Genomic DNA, 22041 nt, shown 5'->3' with positions numbered 1-22041 from the left:
CGTTAAACTAATAATCAATATTTAATTAACATATCTTTATTAAAATGATTTTTAATTTTCCTATGTTGATTTAAATTTATTTTTTATTAATGAGTAAAATGGATCCTGTCTTTTGAATAAGGTAACCGAGATAAAAACCACGTTAAAATAAGTAAATCAGCACTTCCTCCAGGACTTAAATTTTTTGCGATACATTGATTATCGAATGATTTAATTTTTTCTAAATCAGCAGAGGTTGTTAATCCACCTTGGTCGAGTAAAGTTTGCGCTTGTGTTTTTAACCATGCTAACCCTTCCAATCCACCACGATTGGCAACATTGGTATCATCATTGTTCGCCATTAATAGGATTAACGTTTCAAGTAATGCGAGTTCTTGTGGTTTACCTTCAACAAGTTGTTTTAAATAGTAGGGGAGCGATAAATTGACGACTAATTGATAACCACTTTCAGCTTCACCGCGCGCGCCTGTCAAACCGAAAGATTGATATAACCGCTGGCCTGCTGTAGGACGGCTCGTTTTATGTTTTAGTTCCGCGGTAATGCCTCGGCACATTTGTGATACCCCATTACTGATACTCATGGCTGAAACGGGTTCATGCAGTGCTAATTGGCGACCAATAACGGTTAGTAGTAATCCAAGAGAAAATATTGATCCTTTATGGGTATTAACCCCTTTGGTGGATTGGAACATCGACTTTTCACAAGCTATACCAATAGGGCGAATAAGCGTCAAAACTTGCTCGATGGGGTACTGCTTATATTTGGCGCCTGCCAGTAAAAAGTCAGGAAAATGTTGTGCAATAGCATGAGCACTAAGATGAAAATCGGTCAGCGCCATGTCTTTATGAGCGCCAGTATTGAATTTATCAACTAACCCTGGTTTGGGGGTTAAATTGACTTCTGCCATCATGGCTTGCCAGCCGAGTTGGCTGTAGTAGTGCACGATCTCTTGTGTGAGTTGCTCTGTTTGCTCAATCGTGATTGGACGCATTGGCTAGCACCTCTATCTGATGAATAATTTCACTTAATGAATGAGCACGCTCTCGCGCACAGATCTTAGCTTCTTTTTCGCAGATTAAGCAGCGTCTAGGAGGAAGTTGCAGCTCAGAGCGCGAATATTGCCGTCCTTGTGCATCAAAGACATCAAAATCCCACAGGCGACCGACCGCTGATAACTCTTCTGCTTCAATTAAGGCAGTTTTAACCTCAATGGCATCGGCATCGACTGCCACGAAACATTCAGGGCCTGTTGGTAAAGCGAAAGATTGTTGTGCTAAAAGTACCCACTGCCTGCATTGAGCCACCTGTTTAAGCGCATTTAATCCCTGATTAAAGATTTGCCTGACAAGATGATTATCTTTAACAGGTCCAGGAAAAACGACAGTAAATGAAATCAGGGTTACCTGATGGAGACCAATCCATTGTTGTTGCCGAGCCTGACGAACATCACGGCTTGCCAACAATTCAGATAAAGAAATTTCAGGTTGCTCTATCGTATCAGGCAGTGGGTAAAACATGGTGTTACTCCTTAACCTGATGCACGACATCAATTACAGAGCCATCGCGATAACGAACTACTGCCACGACTTTGTCTGTAAATTCAATCGGATTAGGTTTACCCGTTAACAGTTCAGCTCGTTCGCGTAACCAATCAATGGAGACCGTTTTTATGCCCTGACTTTCCAATTGCTGTTTTAGCTCAGGACGGGCAGGGTTGACGGCAATACCATGGTCAGTGACGAGAATATCGACGCTAGAGCCGGGGGTAACACAAGTGATCACTTCATCGACTAAAGTTGGAATGCGACCACGTACTAAAGGTGCAACAATGATTGACAGTTTTGATGCAACCGCGGTATCACTGTGACCGCCAGATGCACCGCGGATCACGCCATCTGAGCCAGTTAACACGTTGACATTAAAGCGTGTATCAATTTCGAGGGCGCTGAGTACAACAACGTCAAGCATATCAACAGAGGCCCCTTTCGAGTCAAAGCAAGCGTATTGATTGGCGCTGATTTCGATGTGATTCGGGTTGCGGGCGAGTGACATTGCCGCAGCACGGTCAAAACTCTGCACATCAATTAACTTGCGAATAAAGCCTTTTTCATGCAGATCAACAATCGTGGATGTGATACCCCCTAATGCAAAACCTGCACAGATGTTATGGCGACGCATTTTGTCTTCAAGGAAACGAGTGACGGCAAGTGAAGCACCGCCAGTCCCCGTTTGTAGTGAAAAACCTTCTTTAAAGTAGCCTGATTTTTCGATGACGTCTGCGGCTGTTCGCGCAATCAGTAATTCACGCGGATTAGAGGTCATACGAGTTGCATCGGCACCGATTTTGTCGGCATCCCCCACACGCGCTACTTTGACGATATAATCGACTTCATCTTGTTTGATGCTAGCAGGGTTATGTGGATAAGGGAGTAACTCTTCGGTTAGCATCACGACTTTATTTGCCGTTTCGGCATCAATTTTTGCATAACCTAATGAACCGCAACAAGCTTCACCGGTATAGCCATTGGCATTACCGTATTCATCACAAGATGGAACACCAATAAAAGCCACATCGATATTCAGTTCGCCGCTATGGATCAGGTTAGCTCGCCCACCATGCGAGTGAATTTGTACTGGTTCAGCTAATTCACCACGGGAAATGGCTTCTGCTAATGGCCCACGAATACCAGATGTGTAAATTTTGCGGATAACACCATGGCGAATATGTTCTACTAATGGGGAATGGCAAGCACTCAACGAGCTAGAAGCCAGAGTGAGATTACGGAATCCCATCTCTGCAATCACTTGCATGACAAGGTTGATGGTCAAATCACCGCCACGAAAAGCATGGTGGAATGAAATGGTCATGCCATCTTTTAAACCTGAACGGCGGATGGCGACTTGCAAATCATCACACAGTTTGCGATTGCGGGGTTTTTGAACTTGTTGTTGTACTTTGCCAATATCTTTAAATTGACGAGGGGCATCGTCAGTTATATGGTCAAAATAGGCTGATACGCGTGCCTGGCGCTGTGTTATCGTTGTCATTTTCAATGCCTCACTCTTCTCGAATACCTGATAATGCCGCTCGTGAAAGCACTAAGCGTGCTCGGTCAATGACAGGGCCATCAACCATTTTTCCGTTCAGTGAAACCACACCACGGCCTTCTTGTTCCGCGGCATTGGCGGCATCAACAACGCGTTGGGCGTGATCCACTTCTTTTTGTGTCGGCGCATAAAGGTTATGAAGGAGTTCGATTTGACGAGGATTAATTAAGGATTTGCCATCAAAACCAAGTTGCTTAATGTGTGCGGCTTCTTTTAAGAAACCTTCTTCATTATTGGCGTCAGAGTACACGGTATCAAATGCTTGAATACCGGCTGAGCGTGCAGCTTGTAAAATGGCGCACCGAGCATAGAGGAGTTCAATACCGTCTGGAGACCGCTCGGTACGCAAATTGCGGACATAGTCCTCGGCACCTAATGCGATGCCAATAAGTCGGGGTGATGAGTGAGCAATGTTGACTGCCTGTGTGATCCCCATCGGTGATTCAATAGCAGCAAGTAAACCGGTGCTACCAGGTTCGCGACCACAGCTTTTCTCAATACGTAAAATTTCATTTTCGATATCAATAACATCTTGTGCTGTATCTGTTTTGGGTAAACGCACAATATCAGCACCACCGCGAACAACGGCTTCTAAGTCTGCGACGCCGAAAGCGGAATCCAGTGCATTGACACGAACAATGGTTTCAACATCCTGATATAAAGGGTGTTGTAGCGCATGATAGACCAAACGACGAGCCGTATCTTTTTCGCGCAAGGCGACGGAGTCTTCAAGGTCGAACATCAACGCATCGGCTTTGTAAATAAATGAGTTACTCAGCATTGCGGCATTAGAGCCGGGGACAAACAGCATGCTTCTACGCGTCCGAGTTTTTCTTTCCGGTGTCATTATTTGTCCTCCCAAGGCAATGCAGTGATATCACATGCTCTTGCAAGCAAGGCTTCTAGGCGCGCTCTAAGAACACATTCAAGGGCACCCTTATCATCAATAATGATTTGAGCGCCTTCAATTTCATGTTGTTCAATCAATTCAAGGACAATTTTTTCAATCGCATCACCAAACTGTTTCTCAACACTACTGCTGATTTGTATTGAAACTTCCTGCGTGTCTTCTAAGGGTTCTATTCGTACCATGACATCGCTTGATTCAAGCGTGCCTGCAACCGCTGCGTGGAGTATTTTCATAGTTCACCTGTGACTAATTCAGAATTTTCGATACGGTGAGGGGCCGATGTTGAACGGGAAGCTAACATATCCTCTAAATAGCGATAGGTTGCCTCGGGAACAATCGGCTTGATCGCCGCAAGATCTTTTTTAGCAAGCAGTCTACGAACTTGTGAGGCGGATACCGCCGTGCCGTCATAGACCATTCGCGGAAATTCAACCAGCTCAATAGGTGGATAACTAAGCGTGCGAGTTTCGAGCCAATAGCGCATGTCTTCGTTATATTGATTAGTGACTTTGCAAAAAGGCTCAGTGCCCACAAAACGGTGTGTGATCCCCAGTGCTGGTGCAATATATTGACGGAAAATTTTGATATCGATTTCGGTATAACAATTATCAACAACGGCTTTGTCCTTGATGAAATAGCAGGGAAAAGTCGCTCTTGAGATGATGTATTCAGAGCCTTTGTGGATAGTGAGATTTTCAATTCCTTTGGTGCCAGCTTCAATCAGTGCTAAGCGAACGCTATAAGGGAACCGTGAGGTATCTTCTTTGACGACAAATAAATGTAGCCAATCACAAGACTGAGCGGCTTTTTCGATTAAATAGCGGTGACCCAGAGTGAATGGATTGGCATTCATCACGATAGCACCTATTTTTTTGCCTTCTTTACGGTAGTTTTTTAAGTTTTTAATATAGCGTTTTAAGTAACAACAACTATTTTCCATTAATACCATGATATTTGGCACAGTAGCCAAAGTATGGAATCCACATTGTTGAAATAAACTTTCGTTTTGAGTTTTAGTATAAATGAAGAGATGGGTTGTATTATTTTCGTAGGCAAGGTTAACTAATTCAGTGGCTAATTTTAATGCAAGACCTTCACCACGAACATGATCACTGATAGCCACACATTTAATAACATTTTTAGCGAGGCCACCACATGCAATTAATTTATCATTGCGCGTAATTGTAATAAAAACGTCAATGCTTGAATCAATATCGAGGTCGTTCTCTTTTAAAAACTGAGCAATTTCAGCTAGTTTCCTGTTCTCATGACGTTTTACTTGGTGAAACGTTATGTTTTCGAACATATTAGTATCCTGCATCTCATATAGAGATGTTTTTAAGTTGTTACTAATGTTAAAGTTAATTAAATAAAACTCTTAATATTAATTTAATAAATAACTCATTAGCTTTTTATTTAATTATCCTTTTCGATATTAATATTAATGCTTATAGCATTATTATATTTGACCTGTTTCATGTTTCTAAAAGGAGTTTGTATTTGTTTAATGGTTTTTATGCACTTTATTATGGGATATGTTTTTTATTGCTTGGTTTTAATGGATTTAATTATTAATATGGTGTTTATTTGCTCGCTAAATCGAGTCTAGTGTGTGTTATTGGCTTGCTTTTCGTGTAACAATATTTTTACTTTTCAGTAGGTAACATAGGGTATCTCATGGCAAAAGAGCATCAACGTTCTCTATTTAGAAAAAATAAATCGATATCCTTTTCAGTGCGGGTGTTCTTTTTGCTATTACTCGTTTCTGTCGTATTGACTTTTAGCCTAGGCAAGTATTTCACCGACACGGCAGAAAACCGTTTAATGGCCAATATTCGCTCTCTTGCCATGAGCCAGGCGAAGCTAATTGCATCAATGGAAGGTATCGTCCAATCCGTCAAAACCAAAGACATTCAAAGCCTCAAAGTGATTGCAGATCAACTAAATCAAGATTCAGATTATGATTATGTGGTGATAGGGGATGAAAATTCGATGCGCTTATATCACCCAAACCAAGAAAAGGTTGGCTTTAAAATGCAGTGGAATAAACCCGGTGCGTTGGAACGAGGTGAAAGCTATTTTATTGACGGAGAAGGGTCTATAGGGAATGCTGTACGCGCAAAAACGCCGATATTTGATGAAAATAATAAGGTGATTGGGGTGGTGTCTATCGGGTACCTCACCAATAAAATTGAAACTTCCCGTAGTGAATTATTTGTACAAACGGGAGCCACCTTTTTTGGGGTTTTGGTCATCTTGCTTTTTTTGTCATGGGCCTTTACTCGGTTGATCCAACGGCAAATGCTGGGGATGGAGCCTGAGCAGATCGCGCAAATGGTGGTTATGCAAAAAGGGATCTTTGAAGCCGTTTTCGAAGGGGTGATTGCCGTTGATTGTGAAGGGCGCATCATTAATATCAATCACAACGCACGCAAAATGCTCTCCCTAAGTGAACCATCTAACCATTTGGTTGGGCGCGCTATCAGTGAGTTAGTGACGCCGGCAACATTTTTTATTAATGATATCTCTACCACACAACATGATGTCATTTGTTCCTTCAATGGGTTAAATGTGATTGCAAACCGCATTGCATTACACGATGAAAATCACTTAATTGGCGCGGTCATTAGCTTTCGTAGCCAAAATGATATTGAATCTCTCAATTCCCAATTGACACAAGTACGTCAATACGTTGAGAATTTGCGCTCTTTGCGTCATGAACACCTTAATTGGATGTCAACGCTGAGCGGCCTTCTACAAATGAAGGAATATGATCAAGCACTAGCGATGATCAAAGGGGAATCTGAGTCACAACAGCAGTTGATTGATTCATTACGCAAGCAATTTGCCGATAAGCAAGTCGCTGGGTTACTGTTTGGTAAATATCACCGTGCCAGAGAGCTTGGGGTGCAATTGGTATTTATAGAAGGGTGCCAATTGAGTTCGTTACCGCCGTTACTTAGCAGTACAGAATTTTGTGCCATTTTGGGGAATCTTCTGGACAATGCGTTTGAAGCAAGCTTGAAAAATAATGAGGGTAATAAGCAGGTTGAGTTGTACCTTTCTGATGAAGGGAGCGAGTTTGTGATCGAAGTCGCGGATCAGGGCTGTGGTTTCCCTGCTGAAATGAAAGAGAGGTGGTTTGAAAGAGGTATGACAACAAAAACGGAGTCAGTCGATGGGCACGGCATTGGCTTGTATCTTGTGGCTTCGTATGTCAAAAGGTGTGATGGTGTGGTTATAATTGAAGATAATCAACCACATGGTACTCTATTCTCAATTTTTATTCCGAAAGTGAAGATGCAAAATGATTAAGATAAAAATCCTCATTGTGGAAGATGAACTCTTATTAGCAGAAATGCACGGTGAGTATATAAAATCCTATCCCGCTTGCGATAAAGTTTGGGTTGCAGGTGATTTGGCTCAGGCCAGAAAAATGATTGAATATATGAAGCCTGATCTCATCTTACTCGATAACTATTTGCCTGACGGTAAAGGCATTGATCTGGTTCATGAATTGATCCAAGAAAGAAACAACGCCGATATCGTATTTACCACGGCGGCGAGCGATATGGAAACTGTCTCAGAAGCTATCCGCTTAGGTGTGTTCGATTATTTGGTGAAGCCTATTGCTTATGAGCGCTTAGGGCAAACACTCGATCGCTATATTCAACGTAAATCAGTGTTACAGGCAGGGAGCAAAACAAATCAAAGCCAAATCGACGATATGTTTAATACTTATGCACGGGGGGAGGCCAAAGAGGAACTACCAACAGGGATTGATGCGTTGACACTCGAAAAAGTGCTCTCACTTTTTGCACAACCCGATGCGGAATATACCGCCGAGACAATTGCAGAAACAATTAAACTGAGCCGTACAACGGCACGCCGTTATTTAGAGTACTGCTTAGCTCAACATAAAATCGAAGCGGAAATTGAGTACGGCAAAGTAGGGCGGCCTCAACGAATCTACCGTGCCGTTCAAAAATAGCGGGTAATAACATCATGAAGTCTGCATAAACAAACAGCAAACCGTTTTTATGCAGACAAGCAGGATTATTTTTTAAGGTTATTTTCGAGGATCAACACTTTCTTTTCTGCTCTTTCATTTCCCTGAGAGGCGGCGAGCTTATACCAGTAAAGTGCTTTTCTATCATCCTGTTTGACGCCCATACCGTATTGGTAGCATGCTCCCGTGGCATATTGTGCGTCATTATTACCGTGTTGGGCTGCGCGAATAAACCAGTGACAGGCTTTTGCTTGGTCAGCAGGCACACCATCACCCCTCGCATAAATTAATGCTAAATTAAATTGAGCAGAAATTTCACCTTGTTCGGAGGCCAGTGTTAGCCATTTAATCGCAGATTTCACCTCTTTTTTCACCCCCTGACCATGCAAATAGAGCATACCTAAGCTATTTTGTGCGGGTGAAAAGCCCAGTTGAGCTGAGCGTGAAAAGTATTGATAGGCTTGCTGATAATCGGCTTTATCATACATGCCAGTGGCGGCTTGATAACCCAATAAATAAAGAGCTTGGGGATTATTTTGCTTTGCCAGCGATTGGTAGATTTGTTGTGCTTTTTGGGGGTCTTCAGTAACGGCAATGCCTTTTTCATACCAGTAAGCTAGCATTAATTCTGCGGGTTGAAAATGTTGTGCTGCCGCCTTAACCAACCAAGCTTCGGCTTGTTGTTTATTTTTAGGCAATAATTTATCAACGCCGCTCAGAGTATATTCAGCCATATTTAATTGGCCTAGAGGGTCGCCTGCTTCAGCCGCTTTTTTCATCCAAAACAGCATTTGTTCTGGGCTCTTATCGACACCATTGCCTTGTTGATACAGCAACGCAAGGTTAATTTGCGCTTTTGTAAACCCTTGCTGAGCCGACAAACGATACCACTTAGCGGCCTCCGTTAACTGTTTTTCGGATTGAAGCAGCATAGCAAGGTTAAACTGAGCTTCGGCTTGTCCGTCCTGCGCACTTTTGAGCAACAGTTGTTTGTCTTGAGGGGGAGACAAAGGTGCTGCATAACTGTTAAGCGCAAAGGCACTGCAAATAACGAACAGTGACAACAAAAATTTTTTCACTGAAGATCCTTTTATTAACGTATCTACCATAAGGTTAACTCGCTGTTTTCCCTAGCGCAATAAACAATCTCTTTCAGGTGGTTATCGCAAAATAGCTATTTGTGCTGCAAAAGGAATTTCTGGTGATAAAAAAATAAAAAATTATGAACCTTTTGTATGAGCTGGTGGTCTTAGTAATAAGTATATTCTGTTTGCTTGCGTAAACATTCATATATTTACCCTCAACATTCATTTCTTTACATGAAGTAATGCAATAATGCAGCTATGAAATGGTAGTTTTACTCGAAGTAACTAAGATCCTTAAGTAGAATGCATTATGCCCAGCCGATTTGCTGGGCTTTTTTTTATCTAACTTCCTTCAAATCCCACCTGATTAGTTCTGTGAATAGATAGATGGAGTGTGGTTCCATACGACTCCCATCGGCGTGATTAAATATCAAACAACTCATCCCAAATAGAGTATCCAATAATGGATTTTTTAGTCGGACGGCACTGTCATATAACAATCCACCGAGGGAAAGATATAAGGTTATTAATTGAAATGAGCTTAAGGTAAATTTAATTATCTTAGTTTTAAAATTAGCACAAAATGCTTAACATTCACGTATCAATTGGTTAATTAATATCCAGTATTAACTGTGTAAATTAGCTATAAAAGTGACCTTATTCACGATATCGAACTATTTATGGGGTAATTAGTACTAGCTAAATCTTTATTTTTGGTGCATAAATAGCGTATATTGCTTAATTGATTTTCGCATTTCTAGCGGTATTTATCACTATCAATGTTGAATAAATAATCAAATCTGCTTTAACTCATTGAATTTTATGTTTGTGATTCATAAGCATCCTATTACACACAGTGATGTCGAATTTGAAGGTTAATGTATCGGCGGGAAGTTAGTGAATTTAACGCGTTTAACCGGACAACTTTGGATTTTTAAACTGGAATTCTTGAGACAATAACAATGCTGAGGGTATAAACAGTACCCCATTTAGCTTTTTTTGCTTATGTACAGGTTGTCATAGAGGTAACTAGTGTCCACAACTAACAACAAAGAGGAAGTCAGTCTTAACGCGTTTAAGCAACCTCGCTCGTTCTATCTCATCTTTTCTATTGAACTTTGGGAACGTTTTGGTTATTACGGTCTCCAAGGGATCCTCCCTCTCTACCTAAGCCAAGTGCTGGGCATGTCAGAAACAGAGTCAATTACTTTGTTTTCTGCTTTTGCTGCATTAGTTTATGGCTTTGTTGCTATTGGGGGATGGTTAGGCGATAAAATTCTCGGCACAAAACGCGTTATCGTTCTCGGTACGTTAGTGTTAATTGCTGGTTATGCTTTCGTCGCATATTCAGGGCACGATGTCTCCATGGTGTATATCGGGCTAGCAACGATTGCTGTTGGTAATGGTTTATTTAAGGCTAACCCATCATCGTTACTATCCACTTGTTATGAAAAAGATGACCCGCGTTTGGATGGTGCATTCACCATGTACTATATGTCCGTTAACATCGGCTCTCTTTTCTCGATGTTAGCAACGCCTTGGTTGGCAAAACATTATGGTTGGGATATTGCCTTTTCCCTCAGTGTTGTCGGCCTCGTTATCACATTGATTAACTTCTTTATGTGTAAGAAATGGGTTGCCGATCATGGTTCTAAACCTGACTTTGCTCCAATAGTGATTTCTAAATTGCTAGTGACTATTGTAGGGGTTGTGGCTCTGATCGTGATTTCTACATGGTTACTGCACAATTTGGAGATCGCTCGTGCAGCATTGGGTATCATTTCGCTAGGGATTATTGTTATCTTTATTAAAGAAACCTTAGCGCTAAATGGCTCTGCACGTCGTCGCATGATTGTTGCACTTATTCTGATGTTAGAAGCTATCGTCTTCTTTGTTCTGTACAGTCAGATGCCAACCTCGCTTAACTTCTTTGCGTTACACAACGTTGAGCATGAAATATTTGGAATATTCTCTGTTGAACCAGCACAATATCAAGCATTAAACCCATTCTGGATTATTATTGGTAGCCCAATTCTGGCGGCAATCTACAATAAAATGGGCGATCACTTACCGATGCCACACAAGTTTGCTATCGGTATGTTGCTATGCTCGGCAGCCTTCTTGGTGTTGCCATTAGGTGCGAAATTTGCCAACGAGGCGGGGATAGTGTCTGCTGGCTGGCTCATAATTTGTTACGGTTTCCAGAGTATTGGTGAACTGATGATCTCAGGTCTCGGCCTCGCGATGGTAGCGCAATTGGTTCCTCAGCGTTTGATGGGCTTTATCATGGGAGCATGGTTCTTAACTAACTCTGCTGCTGCATTTATTGCCGGTTACGTAGCATCCTTGGCCGCTGTACCAGAAGGGAAGGTGACAAGTTCACTTGAATCACTATCCGTTTACAGTGATGTCTTCTTGAAAATTGGTATTGTAACGGGTGTGATTGCGATTTTGATGGTGATTACTGCTCCAATGTTGAATCGTATGACATTGGCACAAGATAAATAACGCAGTTTAACCTATATAAAAGGCCATAGACGGTGAGCTGTCTATGGCCTTTTTACTATGTCACCATCCTTTTTACTATGATGGGGTCAGGAATATGTTGTTGTAATACCATGCAAGGGAACAACCGCATATTGGGGCAATTAGTTTTTCACTTTATGCACAATATCAACGTATTTTGATTTATCATCCGGTGTTGGATAAATACGATAAGTATATTCTTCCGGCGTCACGGTGATGTTTTCAACTACGCGGGTAAATAGCACTTCACCTTTATCATTTTTCGCGGTAATTGAGCGGCTTTTACCATCGTCACTAAATGACCAGTCACCCTGCATTTTTGGCTTACCTTCTGGCGTCATCATTTTAAATGTGCCATCTGGAAAGTATTCGGCAAGTCCAAAGAAATTGGCAACTTGTTCATTGGCGGGGTCAACTTGCTTGTTATCTTGATCAAGCGCTTCTGTGGTTACCCAGACTTTACCTACCATGATATCCTCATAGCTATTGAGTTTTTTCGCGACAGACGCTGAAAACGTAGTGCTAGCGTTAGCATTTGAGTTAGCTTGAGCTGTAAAAGCAGACAGGGTTGACAGAGCGACGGCTGTGGCGATAAAAAGTTTCAATTTCATAAATACTCCATTATTAGATCATGATACAGATGATTAAAAAATATCCTTCTATAACCTAGAAGAATAATGTCAAAATGTGAAGGTGAAAATTATTGCCAATTATGTCGTCGAACTAAGTAGATTTACAAAGGCGCTTTGAAAAAGAACTGGTAGGTTTAATACCAGTTCGATCAGATGAGATTAATGGAAATGTCGGTTATTAATAATCTTTAACGAACGGTTATGACCATTAATTAGCAGCGTATTCGAGGTATAACTGTGGGAATGATGCGCGATGCCATCCATTAACACTGTGGGGGTAATGGCTGTTGCTGCAAACATGACATCATTACTACTCACCATTGAGTCTAATGTGAGAATTTCCCCAATATTCACGCCCATTTGGCGGCAGCGCGCTGCCTCTTGCTCAGCTAAGAGTCTATTTTGTGCATTATCTCCTTTAGCTTGAGTACGAGAGACTAAACGAGCTTGCATATCACCACCTAAAGCACGTGCAATGGCGGCACTAATAATTCCTTCAGGTGCACCGCCAATACCATACATCATATCAATAGGATGCTCAGGTAAGATAGCTAATAAGGAAGCTAAAACATCGCCATCAGGGATTGCAATGACATTCGCACCAAAATTGCGAATTGTTTGCATGATATGTTGATGGCGTGGCTTATCAAGCATAGCAATTGATAAATGAGCTATCGGTTTATTCAGTGCTGAGGAGAGGTTTTCAAGATTTTTTTCTAATGGATTATTGAGATGTACTGTACCTTTGGCTTCGTAACCGACAACCAATTTTTCCATATACATATCTGGAGCCTGTAACAGGGTACCTGTTGGCGCTGCCGCTAAAACCGCAATGGCATTGCGCTCATTACAGGCGACCATACGAGTACCATCAATAGGATCAACAGCGATATCTAATTTCTGTTTCGCTGAGGGATTACCCACTTGCTCCCCGATATATAGCATGGGCGCATCGTCAATTTCACCTTCACCGATCACGACTTGACCGTGAAAATCTAATTCATTTAGGCGGTTACGCATGGCTTCAACGGCGGCTTTATCTGCTGCGTTTTTATCTTGTTTACCTACCCAATTATGCGCGGCTAATGCCGCAACCTCTGTAACGGAAGCGATTGCATAAGCTAATTCATCGCTAATTTTCATTATTTATTCCCTGAATGCGAAAAGAAATCATATATAGATATGATACTTTTTTTGTGATCTCTATGGCAAATAATCGGTGAACAAAATCAGGAAGGAAAAGCAGGCTAATGCTAGCCTGCTGAATAGGTTAGAGCATTTCGACGATAGTAATACCGCCAATAATTGAGATGAGGGAGGCTAATGTACTGAGTAAAACTGTGCCAGCGGAGGTGTCCGTGTAAGCCTTATTACTGATAGCCAGTGCCGGTACCGCCGTTGCTGTTGGTAAAATACCGATAATAAAGGCTGATTTTAACATATCGCCCTGTAGCCCCAATGCAATACCCGTTCCTAGTATTAATGCGGCTTGCAAAAAGTTTTTCACAAAGACGTTGAACACAATCTCAACACTGATTTTCAGCTTAATACCTGAAAGTAATAAGCCAAGGAAAAACAGCGCGACACCACCAGCGGTTTTACCTAATTCGTTGACCGAATTTTGCAAAATTTCAGGTAATTTAACGCCAAATATGGCTAATAGCGCCCCTAATATAGGTAAGAAAACTAATGGCTGTGCAATCGCTTTGCCGATCGATTTTAAAATACCATTATTCTGTTGTCTGCCACTAATAAGCAACAGGGTAAAAGGAATAATAATAATGGTATAAATTAAATTTCCCAACACCATCGCAATAAGACCGGACGACCCGACCGTTGCTAATAAAACAGGTGGCCCACAGTAAGCCATATCAGGGAAGGAAACCGATAAGGCTTGCATTGCTGCATCTTTCTTATTATGACGAAAGAATAACTTACCAACCACGAAGCCAATAATATAAGAAGCGATTAAACCAACCGCCAACGCTAATAGATAATCAATATTTAGCAGTACGGAAGGTGGCGCTTGTGCAGCGGCAAGAAATAAAGCAAAAGGTAGCGCAATTTTAACCACAAAGTCTGCAAACGCTTGTGAATACTCACGTTTTATAAAACCATATTTCCCGGATAGCCACCCGACCGCTAAACCGAGGATGATTGGTCCAAGTGCAGCCATTATTATATGTAACAGCATAATGTCCTCATAATATGAAATAAAAATATTTCCAGCATATTTAAGCTGCGATTGATGGAATCGATTAATCCTAATTTGAGTATCGAAATAAAACTATTTATATGCAATCTAAATTATTTTGTATATACTTCTTTTATTGATACTCTTTCTTACATTATTAATGCGTATTTATTTTTTAATAATGTAAACATATAAATAACATAAATTTATAAAGAAAGGCGAAAAAAAGATGAGTTTTTATTAAATAACATCAATGAAAACAAAAAAAAGAGTTACAGAGAATCAAGAGAGATAAAAAATAGTCAATAAGCATATTACATTAGCAAAAAAGGCTATTTTATGGTTCCTCTTAATAAGAGTAATAGCGTGTTGGCTTGTAGGACAAACTCTTTTTGAGTTACCGTTTTTAGGCATAACCTAGCGAGCACTTTAATTTGTAATAATTTATTACAGCAGCTTGGCAATAGCTAGAATGCTATCTACACTAGGCGAAGAGAGGAATACGCTTTTTTTGCAAATTTTTTAATCGTAGGGGCGGATTCAAGTCCGAAGTGCAACGCTAAGCCGCCTTTCTTAGCTCCGCAAACACCACCGAAGGTTGTCTGAACCCCAGACACTTGCGTGGCCTGCTGTTCAACGCTCCCTGATAGCGTTGTAAGTCTTCTTCTGTCACTGTCCGCAGGTCTGTTCCTTTCGGGATAAACTGTCTTAACAACCCATTCGTATTCTCGTTCAGCCCACGCTCATGCGAGGCATACGGATGGGCAAAGTACGTATCTGCGTTCAGTGCTTCTGCTATCGCCTTGTGCTCACTAAACTCTAGACCGTTATCGAACGTTATTGTGTGACATACATCCTGATACTCACTCAGCAGTGAGATAATGGCCTTACTGACTTCCACCGCATCCTTTGAAAACACCTTTTTTGTCAGGTAAATACGGCTTTTGCGTTCTGCCAGTGTCACGATAGCACCAGTGCCCTGTTTACCCTGCACCAAATCGGCCTCCCAGTCCCCCAGACGGCTACGGTCATCGACGACTGACGGCCGTAGCTCAATGGATACCGCATCAGGGATGCGCCCTCGTTTCTGCCCGTAGCCCTTACGATATCGCCGTTTGCCCTGCCTAAGATGCCTGTACAACTCGCCACCGCTACGCTTATCCGCATAGATATACTGGTAAATCCATTCATGGCTGACGCTAAGACCAATAATGCTGCCAATTGCACTTATTTGCTCAGGACTCCACTTCCACTCCAGAGCAAATATCACGAAATCTATGGTCTGCTGAGGAATTGTCCTTTTGGCAGATGACAGCCGCCTATCACAGCACTTCTGGTGTGCCTGTTGTGGGTTATAACCAGTATCTGAAGTGTTACGCCTCAGTTCACGGGAGACCGTGGACTTGCTTACACCGATACGGATACCTATCTCATGGCAGGATAAATTATCCTCACGCAGTATCGATATCTGGTATCGTTGTCCTTCGGTTAGTTGCTGATACTTCATACTTACTCGCTCATCTTTGGTCGGAAGAGCAGGATAGCTTATCAGTAGCTAACCGTCCTTCCATCTAACATGACCGAGCGTTGCACTTATTATCTGAATTCGCGAGGTTTAAAGATGAGGGAAAGCTATTTGTGGATGGCTTGATACTGATAGGGTTAATAATTGCTATTTTAGCAGCTGTTTCACCTATACTTGCGATTATCGCAATAGTTTTTGTCCAGCGAGTGAAATACCAATTATTCCAGCAAAATCAACGTATTCTATCATTAGAGCAAACGCTAAAGCGCTATCAAGATAGGGAGATTAATCAGCAAACGGAGCTGAGCCCTCCAGAAACGATTGTTGCCTCTGAAAAACCACAACAATATCAAAGCGCCTCGGAAGAGCTCTCTCATTATTCTAATGAGTTGGAGCCTTTGCCTACGGCTCCACCCGTCTTAAACTCCCAAGTAACAGAAGAAGTACCTCAACGGCAATTCCAACCAACAGTGGATGTTAATCGCGTTGCTCAATCTTCAAACAACGTTGGTCATCCTTCAAACAATAAAGTGAGTGGCCAAAATAATGAGGTAGTACCTCTATTTAGTCACTTTTTTAGTTGGATTTGGAAAGGGAACCCACTAGCAAAAATTGGTATTCTTTTGCTGTTTTTTGGTATCGCTTATTTACTGAAATTCAGTATTCAAAACAACATGCTATCACCACAAGTACGCCTGATAGCGAGTGCAGTAGCTTGTTTAGCTTTACTTGGTGTGGGGTGGTATTTACGCCATAAAAAGTCTTTATTTGCCTTGATCTTACAAGGTGGCTCAATAGGCTGTTTTTACATTACCGTTTTTGCCGCTTTTAAACTGTATACAATGCTACCTTATAGTATGGCATTCGTTGCAATGATCTTGATTTGTGCAGCCAGTATTTTGCTTGCATTATTACAACGAGCGATCAGTTTGGCTGTTTTAGCCTCGTTAGGCGGGTATTTAGCGCCTATTTTGCTATCTACTGGTGGCGGAAATCATATTCTGCTCTTTTCCTACTATTTAATGTTATCAATCGCCATTTTAGTGATTAGTGTATGGCAAGCATGGCGCCCACTTAATTTAGTTGGCATGTTCATGACCTATGCAGTCGCACTATTATGGGGAGTACAGTATTATCAAATTGACTATTATGTTTCTAGCCAACTGTTTCTGATTGCTAATTTAATTGTGTTTAATGTGTTAACACAATTATTTGCATTACGTTACCCACACGAGAAGCAATTAGTTGTCGACTATACATTACTGCTTGTTCCACCTTTTATTAGTATGGCAATGCAGTGTGCAATTTCTTGGCAAATCAGCTTTGCGCCAGCATTTTCGGCACTATTACTCGGTTTACTTTATTTACTCGCTGGGTTAAGGATCCATAAACGCTATGCTGTGGTGGGGAAAAATTTAGCATTAGGCAATATTATCATTGGTATTGGGTTCGTTACGTTGGCAATACCACTGGCGCTCACCTATGAATGGACATCAATTCTTTGGTCTGTCGAAGGGTTATTATTACTGTACTATGGTTTCTCTCAGCAAAATAAAAAACTAATCGTAATTGGGCCATGGCTTATTTCAGTGAGTGCCTTGATCTTATTAGCTGGTTTTTCCTTCAATATATGGAGCCGTACAAGTACTTATTTGGTGCCTGTCTTATTGGCGGCTTGTTTCAGTGCCGGTGCGATATTTCACGTAAAACGTGGCACATCAGAAAATTACAAAGTGCTTAGCTATGCTTTCTTGATTCTTGGCTTGATGATTTGGATTGTATGGCTCCCTGTTATCACCGACATATTATCTTGGAGCGGTGAGTCTGAAAGCTTCATCATCATGGCATTAGTCATTATTTCCGCTTGGCTATGGCGCATGTTAGCCATTAAGACTGATTGGGTGCCTTTATTGTTATGCCAATCGTTTATTTGGCTAATTGGCTATTACTATCTGGCCTTGGATTTTATTAATGACCAAAACCCAATGGGGAGAGGAGATGGCTCTCTGATTTGGCCAGTGATGTTAGGTAGTTCGATTTTATTTGTGATACATGCTCAGAAAGCGCGTAATATTTGGCTGCAACGTATATTACACGGTGCAACGTTTTGGCTGATCTTGGCGTTTATTGCGACACAAGTGAATTGGTTTGTTGCCATTTTACCTTGGGGAATGAATGAGCTTGGTTACTTTATCTATGTGATGGCGATAACCCTAACAATTTTAGTGATGTATTGGTTGCAAAGCCAAAAAATGCCGCCAATGAAACGCAACGGTATAATTTATTGGTATAGTTTTTTACCTGTTATTGTTGTTTTAATCGGCCTCTCATTTATTGCCAATTTTGAAGATGGGAAACTGACATTCTGGAATTATGTTCCACTGATCAACCCATTGGATGAAGCCGGTTTATTTAGCATTGCTTCATTATTATTAATGCGTCGTGGGCTAATACAAAAATTAAAGAAAATTAGGGAATTTGACCTTTGGATCATTAGGGGACTAGGCTTTTCGGCTATCGTTCTGAGTGGGGTATGGTTTAATGGCATAATCATCAGGATCATCTCCGATTTTGCTGAAATTAATTGGAATGTCGATGCGCTCTTTAATTCTCGATTAGTCCAAACTGTCCTCTCTATTAGTTGGTCACTAGTCGCTTTAGGCTTTATGATTTTTGCCAGCATTAAACAAAACCGTATGAGCTGGTTCTTGGGGGCAGGAATATTTGCTTGTGTTATTGCTAAATTATTCTTAGTCGATATTTATGGGCAGGATGGCTTATCTCGTGCAATAAGCTTTATTGTTGTCGCGGTGTTGATTTTAGTGGTGGGGTATTTTTCACCACTGCCACCAAAAACAGCCCAACATAAAGGAACTAATGAGGTTGAAGATGAAGCTAACTAAAAGCAAAGGGAAGTGGCTGACTTTCGTTTATCTTTCTTTTTCATTTTTATTGTCTAGCTTCGTGCATGCACAAGAGCAAAAAGCATTAACGCCCTATGACTTTTATCAGGGCATAGAATTGAAATATTCTAGTGATAATAGTTCGTTTGCTTGGCTTGAGCTTCCTTCTGAAGCCTATATCAACTCTGCATATCCTCAAACATTACAAGATGTCAGAGTGTTTAATGGAACAGGTCAGGAGGTTCCATCGGCTTTATTTTATGATACAGAAGAGAGGCGTAAAATCTCACAAGTTAGCTTTGCTTTGCAGCGACTAATTATTCGTGCAGACCAAGTCAATTCGAAAGAAGAAACTCACGACGATCAACAATATCTTTTGATTGAAACGCAACCAAGTAAGCTAACACGCATAGAATTGCCCGCAATGCAGCAAGCCAAAGATGCGGTATATCAATCTTATCTATTAACGCGACAAAATAATAATCAAGAAGATTTTCCGATTCAGACACTTTCTTTGCAGTGGATGAATAATCAACAAGATTGGCAAGGGAAAGTGTTTATTTATGCTAGCGATAATAAACAGGATTGGGTGAATATTTCTGCTTATCAGCCTGTCATGAGTTTGAATTCAAACTCTGGGGGGATTTATAGCAATACAATTAAGTTATTAGAAGGGCATTACGTTGCGCTAAGAGCCCCTTATTTGATGGTCATTATTGTGGCAGCTAAAGAGACGAAGATCCCTGATTTAACAATGGCGCAAGGGACCTCTATGGTTGTTCATTCAACAAGGCGGCAAGAGACCTGCCACTTTATTACCAATAATGAAGGGGTGTCACTAAACCAATTAATATATCGTTTACCCTCGCCACAGCCTTTAAGTGCGATTGTGATCCAATTGCGGCAAGCAAACCGCGTGTTGCCTTTACACATTGAATATACCTCTACTTCTGGAGAAGAATGGCTACCACTAACAAATATAGTGGCCTATAACCAAATACAAAATGGTCAAGAAATCCGCAATCCGGAGTTGGTATTAAATGATTTAATGGTTAAAAAACTCAGAATTACTGCATTAAAAGGCAGCTGGGATGATAAACCACCATATATTGAAGGGAAACGCGATGCCGTTAATTTAATGTTCAACGTACAAGGAGCATCGCCTTATCTATTAGTTTGGGGGAGCCAGCTTGCCGGTATTGATAATATCAGCTACCAAGAGTTACTTGGTCAACCACTAACAATCGATGAATTAATGCATCGTTATCCTAAATTGTATGTGCCAGAAGAGATTATTGAGCTGGGTGGTGAAGAGCAATTAACATCAAATGACTTTGTGATAAATGAGTTTGACTGGATGACTATCACGTTATGGGTGCTACTTGGGGTAGGGATCATCGTATTGCTGTATTTCTGCTGGTATCTATTAAAAGAAGTGAATGCAAAGTCATCAGAATAAATTAACTTCCTTTCGAAAATCCTTATCGCTAATAGGGGGAAAACGTTCTCCCTATTGTGATAAGCGACCGTACAGCGCCTTTATAGAAAAGGCATATTTTGCTATTAAAAAATTTACAAAATTCCCCAAATGATTACTTGTCGGTACTATTTTTTGACATGGTATTGCGCTAAAACGAAGGTTGAGCAGGAGGGAATTTCAATGAGAACACGTTTTTTTTCAAAGTTATTTATTGCTATCGCATTGCTAACCAGCGCGTCATTATTTGCTGAGGCGGCAGAAACGGTCACTTCATACGAGCAGGTTAATGTGAAAATAGAACATCCATTGAAACAAAATAAGATGCAAGATCTTGGTGATATAGAATCAATGCGTGAGCAAGCCGAGGTAAGGCGTGTAGAGCTGACTGAAACAACAACAGATCGCCGCTTTAATGGTCGCCAATTCCGAATTGGTGACAAGCAATGATCACCTTGTATTTTTATCGTGTCTCATCTTATAGTGAGCACTAAACTAACGTGAATCATCAAAAGGAAATACCATGTATCAAGGGCAATGCCTCTGCGGCGCTGTAAAAATTAGTACCCATCAGCCTATCGATAAAATAAGTGTTTGTCATTGCGGTATGTGTCAACGTTGGAATGGTGGTCCAGGCTTTAGTGTTGATTGCCATGATGATGTCGTTATTGAAGGGGAAGAGGCGGTGACGCGTTTTGCCTCATCACAATGGGGTGAACGCGCATTTTGCCAACGGTGCGGAACGCATCTATTTTATCATCTGCATTCACCGTCTTCTTACTATGTTTCTGCGGCTTTATTTGAAGAAAGTCAGCATGCAGAGATGGCCATGCAAATATTTGTTGAGAGTAAACCTAAGTACTACAACTTTATTGAAAAAACACCCATGCTGACAGAACAAGATATTATGAAGCTAATGGCTAAATAAAAGGTTTGAGAGCCAGCCGTTGCTGGCTTAGTTAAATTTAATCTATTTTATTTTGCTTCCATAATGTTAATACCCTAAATATGAATTACAATAACCTAAAAGACTTATAACCTTTTATAGAAGGCGATTTAATTCTGTGCATTTGATGCGGGGAAGTGCACGCAAGCTTACCATATCAATATGCATCACTATCTAGGGAATATAACGAATGAATAGTATGAGAAATATGCGGCACGCCAGTAATATTGCGTGGGTTTTGCAATGGGTATTAAATATTGGCTTGATCGCATTAGCGATTGTACTGGTTTTCTTTTTAGCAAAAGAAACGTACACCATGGCCTCCTTAATGTTTAGTGGGCAAAAGGAAGCAACAGCATATGAACTATTAGAAGGAATTGTGATTTACTTCCTCTATTTCGAGTTTATTGCACTGATTACTAAGTATTTTTTGTCTGGTTACCATTTTCCATTAAGGTATTTTATCTATATCGGCATTACGGCTGTAATACGTTTAATTATTGTTGATCACAGCGATCCACTGACAACACTACTTCATTCTGCTGCAATTTTAGTCTTAGTGGTTGCCCTTTATATCGCGAATACCGAAAAACTAAAAAGAGAGTAGAATATTTCAAAAAAAATTAATGGCAAAAAAGGAATGTTATTCATTCCTTTTTCTTATCTTTTGATTAATAAAAAATAATCGTTAATTTGCGAAATCTGAGAAGTTATCCCTAACAAAA

General features: G+C 40.9%; 19 protein-coding genes. 8 read left to right on the top strand and 11 right to left on the bottom strand.

Annotated elements, in window-relative coordinates; all coding sequences use genetic code 11:
* Positions 1-86: 86 nt before the first annotated feature.
* Genes citG through citC form a run of 6 tightly spaced genes read right to left on the bottom strand, consistent with a single transcriptional unit; the run spans position 87 to position 5325 of the window.
* A complete protein-coding gene (gene citG / locus M1E93_RS12470) occupies positions 87-992 on the bottom strand; it encodes a triphosphoribosyl-dephospho-CoA synthase CitG (RefSeq protein WP_014658094.1) in 906 nt (301 codons plus the stop codon).
* Entirely contained in the window at positions 973-1518 is a 546-nt protein-coding gene (gene citX, locus M1E93_RS12465) for a citrate lyase holo-[acyl-carrier protein] synthase (RefSeq protein WP_004918752.1), read from the bottom strand. The genes citG and citX overlap by 20 nt, the downstream gene beginning before the upstream one ends.
* Before the next feature lie 4 nt (positions 1519-1522).
* Positions 1523-3049, bottom strand: a complete 1527-nt coding sequence (gene citF, locus M1E93_RS12460; protein ID WP_004918753.1) for a citrate lyase subunit alpha — start codon at positions 3047-3049, stop codon at positions 1523-1525.
* Between the two features lie 10 nt (positions 3050-3059).
* Positions 3060-3956, bottom strand: coding sequence for a citrate (pro-3S)-lyase subunit beta (citE, locus tag M1E93_RS12455; protein ID WP_004918754.1), 897 nt, complete (start codon positions 3954-3956; stop codon positions 3060-3062).
* A complete protein-coding gene (gene citD / locus M1E93_RS12450) occupies positions 3956-4252 on the bottom strand; it encodes a citrate lyase acyl carrier protein (protein ID WP_004918755.1) in 297 nt (98 codons plus the stop codon). Before citD ends, citE begins: the two co-directional genes overlap by 1 nt.
* Positions 4249-5325, bottom strand: a complete 1077-nt coding sequence (gene citC, locus M1E93_RS12445) for a [citrate (pro-3S)-lyase] ligase (protein WP_036943776.1) — start codon at positions 5323-5325, stop codon at positions 4249-4251. Before citC ends, citD begins: the two co-directional genes overlap by 4 nt.
* A gap of 371 nt (positions 5326-5696) precedes the next feature.
* Here citC and dpiB point away from each other — a divergent pair, with 371 nt between their 5' ends.
* Complete coding sequence (dpiB, locus tag M1E93_RS12440) at positions 5697-7334, top strand: sensor histidine kinase DpiB (RefSeq protein WP_014658097.1); 1638 nt, start codon at positions 5697-5699, stop codon at positions 7332-7334.
* A complete protein-coding gene (gene dpiA / locus M1E93_RS12435; RefSeq protein WP_004918761.1) occupies positions 7327-8010 on the top strand; it encodes a two-component response regulator DpiA in 684 nt (227 codons plus the stop codon). The genes dpiB and dpiA overlap by 8 nt, the downstream gene beginning before the upstream one ends.
* Before the next feature lie 65 nt (positions 8011-8075).
* On the opposite strand, the gene M1E93_RS12430 is transcribed toward dpiA, so the two are convergent.
* Positions 8076-9107, bottom strand: a complete 1032-nt coding sequence (locus tag M1E93_RS12430; RefSeq protein WP_040133023.1) for an SEL1-like repeat protein — start codon at positions 9105-9107, stop codon at positions 8076-8078.
* 1038 nt (positions 9108-10145) lie between these two features.
* On the opposite strand from M1E93_RS12430, the gene dtpA reads away from it, so the two are divergent.
* On the top strand, positions 10146-11621 hold the full coding sequence (gene dtpA / locus M1E93_RS12425; protein WP_004918766.1) for a dipeptide/tripeptide permease DtpA: 1476 nt from the start codon (positions 10146-10148) through the stop codon (positions 11619-11621).
* Positions 11622-11761: 140 nt separating this feature from the next.
* On the opposite strand, the gene M1E93_RS12420 is transcribed toward dtpA, so the two are convergent.
* The 4 genes from M1E93_RS12420 to M1E93_RS12405 form a co-directional block, all read right to left on the bottom strand.
* Positions 11762-12250, bottom strand: coding sequence for a DUF4822 domain-containing protein (locus M1E93_RS12420; RefSeq protein ID WP_014658099.1), 489 nt, complete (start codon positions 12248-12250; stop codon positions 11762-11764).
* A gap of 180 nt (positions 12251-12430) precedes the next feature.
* Complete coding sequence (gene glpX, locus M1E93_RS12415; RefSeq protein ID WP_104873402.1) at positions 12431-13414, bottom strand: class II fructose-bisphosphatase; 984 nt, start codon at positions 13412-13414, stop codon at positions 12431-12433.
* A 127-nt stretch (positions 13415-13541) separates the two neighbouring features.
* The gene (locus tag M1E93_RS12410; protein WP_004918773.1) at positions 13542-14465 is read right to left on the bottom strand and encodes an AEC family transporter; all 924 of its coding nucleotides are present in this window, start codon (positions 14463-14465) and stop codon (positions 13542-13544) included.
* 559 nt (positions 14466-15024) lie between these two features.
* The gene (locus M1E93_RS12405) at positions 15025-15972 is read right to left on the bottom strand and encodes an IS30 family transposase (RefSeq protein ID WP_140035165.1); all 948 of its coding nucleotides are present in this window, start codon (positions 15970-15972) and stop codon (positions 15025-15027) included.
* A 131-nt stretch (positions 15973-16103) separates the two neighbouring features.
* Between M1E93_RS12405 and M1E93_RS12400 the strand changes: the two genes are divergently transcribed.
* The 5 genes from M1E93_RS12400 to psiE all read left to right on the top strand — a co-directional run bounded on the left by M1E93_RS12400 (position 16104) and on the right by psiE (position 21923).
* The gene (locus tag M1E93_RS12400) at positions 16104-18893 is read left to right on the top strand and encodes a DUF2339 domain-containing protein (RefSeq protein ID WP_014658101.1); all 2790 of its coding nucleotides are present in this window, start codon (positions 16104-16106) and stop codon (positions 18891-18893) included.
* Positions 18880-20352 (top strand): DUF3999 family protein, encoded by a 1473-nt coding sequence (locus tag M1E93_RS12395; RefSeq protein ID WP_004918779.1) that lies wholly within the window; start codon positions 18880-18882, stop codon positions 20350-20352. The genes M1E93_RS12400 and M1E93_RS12395 overlap by 14 nt, the downstream gene beginning before the upstream one ends.
* A 201-nt stretch (positions 20353-20553) precedes the next feature.
* Positions 20554-20820, top strand: a complete 267-nt coding sequence (locus M1E93_RS12390) for a hypothetical protein (protein ID WP_014658102.1) — start codon at positions 20554-20556, stop codon at positions 20818-20820.
* Between the two features lie 73 nt (positions 20821-20893).
* Complete coding sequence (locus tag M1E93_RS12385) at positions 20894-21298, top strand: GFA family protein (protein ID WP_004918784.1); 405 nt, start codon at positions 20894-20896, stop codon at positions 21296-21298.
* Between the two features lie 208 nt (positions 21299-21506).
* Positions 21507-21923: a phosphate-starvation-inducible protein PsiE gene (gene psiE / locus M1E93_RS12380; protein ID WP_014658103.1), complete on the top strand. Its 417-nt coding sequence runs from the start codon at positions 21507-21509 to the stop codon at positions 21921-21923.
* Positions 21924-22041: the final 118 nt, after the last annotated feature.

The sequence above is a fragment of the Providencia sp. PROV272 genome (genome assembly GCF_049901975.1).
In the GTDB taxonomy this organism is placed as follows: domain Bacteria; phylum Pseudomonadota; class Gammaproteobacteria; order Enterobacterales; family Enterobacteriaceae; genus Providencia; species Providencia stuartii.
This window is presented reverse-complemented; position numbering and strand designations above follow the sequence as displayed.

What these genes read in the sequence shown, in the direction of transcription:
- citG (WP_014658094.1), bottom strand. Translation starts at nt 992, where the DNA reads ATGCGTCCAATCACGATTGAGCAAACAGAGCAACTCACACAAGAGATC.
- citX (WP_004918752.1), bottom strand. Translation starts at nt 1,518, where the DNA reads ATGTTTTACCCACTGCCTGATACGATAGAGCAACCTGAAATTTCTTTA.
- citF (WP_004918753.1), bottom strand. Translation starts at nt 3,049, where the DNA reads ATGACAACGATAACACAGCGCCAGGCACGCGTATCAGCCTATTTTGAC.
- citE (WP_004918754.1), bottom strand. Translation starts at nt 3,956, where the DNA reads ATGACACCGGAAAGAAAAACTCGGACGCGTAGAAGCATGCTGTTTGTC.
- citD (WP_004918755.1), bottom strand. Translation starts at nt 4,252, where the DNA reads ATGAAAATACTCCACGCAGCGGTTGCAGGCACGCTTGAATCAAGCGAT.
- citC (WP_036943776.1), bottom strand. Translation starts at nt 5,325, where the DNA reads ATGTTCGAAAACATAACGTTTCACCAAGTAAAACGTCATGAGAACAGG.
- dpiB (WP_014658097.1), top strand. Translation starts at nt 5,697, where the DNA reads ATGGCAAAAGAGCATCAACGTTCTCTATTTAGAAAAAATAAATCGATA.
- dpiA (WP_004918761.1), top strand. Translation starts at nt 7,327, where the DNA reads ATGATTAAGATAAAAATCCTCATTGTGGAAGATGAACTCTTATTAGCA.
- M1E93_RS12420 (WP_014658099.1), bottom strand. Translation starts at nt 12,250, where the DNA reads ATGAAATTGAAACTTTTTATCGCCACAGCCGTCGCTCTGTCAACCCTG.
- glpX (WP_104873402.1), bottom strand. Translation starts at nt 13,414, where the DNA reads ATGAAAATTAGCGATGAATTAGCTTATGCAATCGCTTCCGTTACAGAG.
- M1E93_RS12410 (WP_004918773.1), bottom strand. Translation starts at nt 14,465, where the DNA reads ATGCTGTTACATATAATAATGGCTGCACTTGGACCAATCATCCTCGGT.
- M1E93_RS12405 (WP_140035165.1), bottom strand. Translation starts at nt 15,972, where the DNA reads ATGAAGTATCAGCAACTAACCGAAGGACAACGATACCAGATATCGATA.
- M1E93_RS12395 (WP_004918779.1), top strand. Translation starts at nt 18,880, where the DNA reads ATGAAGCTAACTAAAAGCAAAGGGAAGTGGCTGACTTTCGTTTATCTT.
- M1E93_RS12390 (WP_014658102.1), top strand. Translation starts at nt 20,554, where the DNA reads ATGAGAACACGTTTTTTTTCAAAGTTATTTATTGCTATCGCATTGCTA.
- M1E93_RS12385 (WP_004918784.1), top strand. Translation starts at nt 20,894, where the DNA reads ATGTATCAAGGGCAATGCCTCTGCGGCGCTGTAAAAATTAGTACCCAT.
- psiE (WP_014658103.1), top strand. Translation starts at nt 21,507, where the DNA reads ATGAATAGTATGAGAAATATGCGGCACGCCAGTAATATTGCGTGGGTT.